Annotated in this window: 1 pseudogene; it reads right to left on the reverse strand. The window is 39.7% G+C overall.

The annotated features are described in order from the left end of the window. A pseudogene (locus ACFIM8_RS08740) lies at window positions 1-6,968 on the reverse strand (hypothetical protein); the annotation flags it as partial. Between the last annotated feature and the right edge of the window lie 113 nt (window positions 6,969-7,081).

Here is a 7,081-nt window from a genome sequence, read left to right on the forward strand (position 1 = left end):
CTAATATCAGAAAGTGCTTCCGCTACACTCTTATAGCTTTCCTCACTTTCTTTACCTTCTGCATCAACTTTCTTGATCACAAAACTTGGAGCTTTCCATTTTCCATCTTTATCATAACCTGCTCCTCCACCAAAATACTCAGAAAATGTCTGATTCATTGAATAAAGCTGATTGCCAGTGATCGCCTCTGTCGAACCTTTAGAAATTTCTCCATCTAATAGAAACTTTAATTTGCTGTTTTCTTGTTCCGCTATAACTTGACCATCTTTCTCTTTGTTCTTTACATGACGTGCTACAAAGGCATTGGCTTCATCATTCCATAACAAAGCATTCTGCTCAATGGTCTGTGTAAGTTCATTGCTGTTCTTAGAAAGCTCATTATGAAGATCTGTCAGCGATGTATCAACACCGCTAAAAGCTGAACCAACATCATGATATGACTGACCACCAACAACATACGTCGGAAGATTGCCTACAAGCACATCAGCACCACCACCTAAATAGCTCGATGTATTTTTAGAAACACTGTCTAGATTAGTACTCACTGTCGTAACATTTTTATTAGTTGCAAATAACTGAGAGCCATTTACAACTTCTGTCGATTCTGCTGAAAGTACTCCTGCCTTAACACCTGAAAGTATCCGGTCTTCTTTCTTACTGTTGGCAATATTGAGTTCTGTACCTTCTACTTCTTTACCAATAGTGATAACCTTCGTATTATCATCCTGCTTGGCAAGGCTATCACTGACTACATTGGTCACATCATTGTGAACATTCGTAATAGAACTTGCAACACCTGCAAGTGCTTCCGCTACACTATTGTAAACCTTTTCCTCACCAGCACTACCATCAGAATTGACAGTTTCAAGCTTGAATGTGGGTGCAACCCATTTTCCATTTTCATAGCCAGCACCTCCACCCAAATACGTCGCAACTGCTTGATTCATTGAATAAAGTTGGTTGCCAGTGATCGCTTCTGTTGAACCTTTAGAAATTTCTCCATCTAAAAGAAACTTCAATTTGCTATTGTTTCCTTCCGTTCCATGCTTAGCCACAAATGCATTGGCTTCATTATTCCAATTCAAAGAATCCTGTGCGACTCCTTCAGAAACTTCCTTAATCCTCTGATTGACATTCTTGATATTTGTATCAAGTCCTTCAAAAGCTGAACCAACATTGGTAAAAGGTTTGGCTGTTATCTTACCATCTTTATCAATCTCCGATAAACTATAGGTCGGCCCTGTAAACGCACCATTATTAAAAGCTGCATTGCCTCCTAAATAAGTAACAACCTTATCATTCGTTTCAAAAAGCTGATTACCCGTAACAGCATCTGTTGATTTAGCGCTAATCTCACCATTTGCTAGAAACGTAATTCTACTGTTTTCTTGTGTCCTTAAAGCTCTGCCTTGTTCTTCTTGCTTCTTCTCATGACGTGCTACAAAGGCATTGGCTTCATCATTCCATAACAAAGAATCTTGCGCTACTCCTTCAGAAACTTCTTTAATCCGTGCATTCACATTCTTGATATTCTCATCAAGACCGGCAAAAGCACTCCCAACATCATTAAAAGAGCCATTTGTTATATTACCAGCTGTATCAACCTTGGATAACTTGTAGGTTGGTCCTGTAAACGTACCCTCAACAAATTTTGCATCGCCACCAAGGAATTTAGCTACATTCTGAGAAATCGTGTTGATCTGACTACCATTAATCGCATCATGTGAACTCTCACCAATGACACCATCTTTGACATTATGAAGTGCAACTGGTCCTGCACCCTTACCTTTACCTAAAGTCACACTCGTGTAATCAATGCCGCCATTCTCACCCTCTTTTTTATCGTAGTGAACAACAGCTGAATCATCAGACTGAAGACTGTTAGAAAGCTTCTCTAATCTTTTATCAAGCTGACCTTTGTTAACAGCTTCATTATCCTTTGTTGCTTCACCAACACCTGAAAGTGTCCGATCCGTACCAGTCTTGTTGGCTATGTTGACTTCACTGCCTTCTACTTCTTTACCAATAGTGATAACTTTTGTCTTTTCATCCTGCTTCGCAAGGCTATCACTAACTACATTGGTCACATCATTATGAACATTCGTGATAGAACTCGCAACTCCAGCAAATGCTTCCGCTACACTCTTATAGCTTTCCTCACTTTCTTTACCTTCTGCATCAACTTTCTTGATCACAAAACTTGGAGCTTTCCATTGTCCATCTTTATCGTAACCTGCTCCTCCACCAAAATAGGTCGCAAACTGTTTTTGCAGATCATAAATCTGTCCACCCGTAATCGCATCACTCGAGCCTGATACTATAGAGCCATCTGCAAGTGATGTAAGCTTGCTGTTCTCTTTATTGTCCCCATGCGTCGCTACAAACGCACCTTTAGTCTTACCCCATAACAATGCATCGCCTTGAACTGCTTGCGTAATATTACTCAGTTTTTCATCAAACTTTTTGACCTCATTAGACAGATGAGTGTTCACATTCTTGACACTCGTATCAAGACCCGCAAAGGCGCTACCAACATCGTTATGTGAATTAGTCGTTACTGTACCATCGTCAGAAACATTAGAGATTTTATAAGTCGGAGCGGTAAAAACACCCTCTTTAAATGCAGCATCACCACCTAAAAACTTAGCTACATCCTCACCGATTTTATTAATCTGACCACCCGAGATTGCATCATGTGAACCCTTGGCAATCTGACCATCGGCAACATTATGGAGTCCTACAGCTGCCTTATCCTTACCTTTACCTAGAGTCACACTCGTGTAATTAATGCCGCCATTATCACCATCTTTTTTATCGTAATGAACAACAGCTGAGTCATCAGATTGAAAACTATTAGAAAGCTTCTCTAAACTTTCATCAAGCTGACTTTTGTTAACCGCTTCATTATCATTCACAGCTTTCTTCACACCAGAAAGAATCCGATCCACACCACTTTTATTGGCAATGTTGATTTCTGTACCTTCTGTTTTGGCGCCAATAGTAATACGACCAGCATCTCCATCATCCTGTTTGACGAGGCTATCACTGACAACATTAGTCACATCATTATGAACATTCGTGACAGAAGTACTAATATCAGAAAGGGCTTCCGCTACACTCTTATAGCTTTTCTCACTTTCTTTGCCTGCTGCATCAACTTTCTTGATAACAAAATTGGGAGCTTTCCATTGTCCACTCTCATCATAGCCAGCACCACTATCTAAATATGTCGCAAGAGTGTTACTCATCGAATAGAGTTGTCCACCATTAATGGCATCTGTTGAGTTCGAGGTAATGTCACCATTTGCAAGAAACGTAATTCTACTGTTTTCCTGTCTCCTTACAGCTCTGCCTTTTTCTTCTTTGCTCTTTTCATGACGTGCTACAAAGGCATTGGCTTTATTACTCCAATTCAAAGAATCCTGCGCTACCCCTTCAGAAACTTCTTTAATCCGCGCATTCACATTCTTGATATTTGCATCAAGACCAGTAAATGCACTACCAACATCTTTAAAAAAGCCGTCTGTTATATTACCATCTGCATCAACCTTAGATAACTTGTAGGTTGGTCCTGTAAACATACCGCCAACAAATTTTGCATCACCACCAAGAAACTTAGCTAAATCCTGAGAAATTGTATTGATCTGACTACCATTAATCGCATCATGTGAGCTCTCACCAATGACACCATCTTTTACATTATGAAGCGCAACTGGTTCTGCATCCTTACCTTTGCCTAAAGTCACACTGCTATAGTCAACTATTCCGTCTTCTTTTTTATCGTAGAGAACCACTGCTGAATCTTCTGACTGAAGGCTGCTGGAAAGATCCTTCAGACTTGCATCAAGCTGCGCTTTATTGACTGCCTCGTCCCCATTTTGCGCTGCCTTAACACCAGAAAGAATTCGAGCATCACCATCCCGATTTAAAATATTGATTTTATTGCCGCCTCTTTCCGCACCAATAGTAATAAGACCCATCCTATCCTGCTTGACAATGCTTTCACTCACTACATTCGTAATCTCTTTGCTGATCTCATTTTTTACATTCGTAACAGAAGTACCAACTCCAGCCAAAGCATCCGCCACATTGCTATAAGTTTTCTCTTCAGATTTACCATCATCCTTAACTGTCTTAACCTTAAAACTTGGAGCTTTCCATTGTCCTTGCTCATCATAGCCAGCACTACCACCAAAATAGGTTGCAAGTTGTTCGTTCAGCGAATAAAGCTGTCCACCCGTGACAGCATCCGTTGAATCTTTAGAAACATCACCATCTAAAAGAAACGTAATTTTGCTGTTATCTTGAGTCGCTACAGCTCTGCCTTTTTCTTCTTTGCTCTTTTCATGACGTGCTACAAAGGCATTAGCTTCATCATTCCATAACAAAGCATCACCTTTAACTTGCTGAGTAATATTCGTTATGTTTTTAGTAAGTTCGCTAAACTTATTTGTTACATTATCATTGACACTCTTGATATTGCTATCAAGCTGGCTTTTGTTAACAGCATCATTATTGTTCTTTGCTTCCCCAACACCAGAAATTATCCGATCCGCACCGTTTTCATTTGCAATATTGATTTCTGTGCCACCTACTTTTGCACCAATAGTGAGACGACTCGTTGTCTTATCTTGCTGAACAAAGCTCTCGCTTTCCACTTTGGTAATTACATTATTAACCTGTTCAGTCAATTTATTCTGAACATTCGTGATAGAACTTCCAACTCCTGCAAGTGCATCCGCTACATCAGGATATTCTTTGTTTTCTGTTTCGCCATCATCCTTAACGGACTTAACAGTAAATTTAGGAGCAGTCCAAGCGCCATTTTCATATTTAGCGCCACCACCGAAATATTTGGCTATATTCTCAGATACTGTTTTGAGATCACTTGTTACAGTTGTAACATTTTGATTTGTAGTAAACAACTGAGAACCAGTGACTGCTTCATCTGAATTTGCACTGAGATCGCCACCTAATAGACCGGAAATTTTCCTTGCCCCATTATCTTTATTCAGAATGCTGATTTCAGTGCCACCAGTTCCTTTCCCAATGGTGATAACACCTGATCCCTCAGCACGGAGACTGCGACTTAACGCCATCCCTTCTTCTTGCTTAACAAGAATACTGTCTCTTACATCAGCAATTTCATTATTTGTTGCCAAAAGTTGTGAACCATTTACCGCTTCTGTCGATCCTACTGAGAGCGCCCCATCTTTAACGCCTTTTAGCTCTTTATTGCCAGCATCAATACCACTAGTTGTTATTTTCGGACCACCTGTAATCATTAAGCCTGTTTCGTCTAAAGTATTTGCACCTGCCTTTACGCTCTCCAGTGTGATGTCCTTTGCTAAATCAAATTTTACCTTATTGTCCTCTTTGCCTTTTGTAATATTTAGGTTGCTACTTCCAGCTGCCAAATCCATTGGACTAGTTGAATTAACACTCGTCGTATCTGCACCCTCAACAGAGAGATCCCAACTTGAAGTTATAGAGTTTTTTAGAGCTTTTAGCTGCGCAACATTCACGGCATCAGTGTCGTTCGTGCCAGATGCAACACCAGAAAGAATTCTGGTTTTATTATCTTTATTGGCAATTGTGATTTTATCGCCATCTGTATCCTTACCAATGGTTATGAACTTCGTCTGTGCATCTTGTTTTACGAAACTACTAGTTGCTACCTGTTCTTTTATTTCCTTCAGCTGTCCAAAATTCACCGCATCGGTGCTTTCAGTACCCGTTGCCACTCCTGTTATCTTTTTACTGCCAACATCTATACCACCGGTGGTTATTTTCGGACCATTGGCAATCACTAAACCTGTTGCGTCTAGGGTACTGCTTCCTGCAGTTACTTTATTGACTGCAATTTCCTTAGATAGATCAAATTTTACATTATTATCTTTATCACCTTTTGTAATCGTAAGATTTGTACTTCCAGTGGAAAAATCTACCGTACTGTCCATAATAACGGTTTTACCATTCTTACCCCCAACAGAGAGTTTCCAACCGCCTTTTCTTACGACACTTTCTAAATCTTTTAACTGTATAACATTTACTGCATCAGTAGGTTCACTACCAGCTGCTACACCTATAATCTGCCGCGTTATGCCCTTACTAGGATTACCAAAACTAACGGCACCCTGCGTACTTTTCCATTGCACTTCAGTGTTTTTTGCCGGTCCCTGCTGCAAAGAAGCATACCCCAAAACGCCATCAGCCCTATCAGCTACAGAATTACTTCCTATAGCAACACCGCCCATTTCGCTCGCTTTTGCCCATCCACCAATAACAGTAGTAGCAGGAGCGTAGATTTGCGTATTGTTGCCGATATTAACAACAGATTCATACATGGAAACTTTTGAATATACCTTTATGTTGTTACCAATAGCAATAATATTAGCACCCTTCGCATCCGGACTGTTTCCTATTTTTATATCATTATTAGTTGCATATGTACTCCCCCTCCTTGCTAAACTATTAGCGTCAGACAGCAAAATATCATCACTATTACCACCCTCAACAGGCAGCATCCGCCCTTTTTTAACAAATGTTTTTGGCAATTTTCGCACAGCAATATTATCCGTACTCATGCCTTTATCGTTAACCGCTATTCTTGTAAGTTGTGGCGCTTTTTTATCACCAACATTTCCAACTCGCGCAAAACGGCTACCTTCTGTCAAAACATTTATTATGGAACTATTATCATCCGTATCAGAAAAAAAATTGATTAGAAAATTTGCATAGTCTTCAGAAACATTCAAACCAGCAACAGAGAAAATGCTTTGTGGATAAGATATACCAACACTTTTTACACCTTCAAGAAAGGTGTTTCTAAAATCAGGATTTGCTGAAAAAACAGGCGTAACATTCGATAAGAATGTAGCAGCTATAGCCAACGAAAGAACTTTAACCAAAGAAAAACGAGAACGTTTTAATTCACTCGCTGCTTGTGGGGCATATAATTTTTTCATAACAAACTCTCCAATGAAAAAACTTAAAAACACCTCCAAAACATAAAAAAGACACATTTTAGCATTATTGATCTCTTTGGAACTTAGAGTAGAGAATCATTGCTTAGAGTGTG

This window comes from Bartonella sp. AC535YNZD (genome assembly GCF_042196625.1).
Lineage (GTDB): Bacteria > Pseudomonadota > Alphaproteobacteria > Rhizobiales > Rhizobiaceae > Bartonella.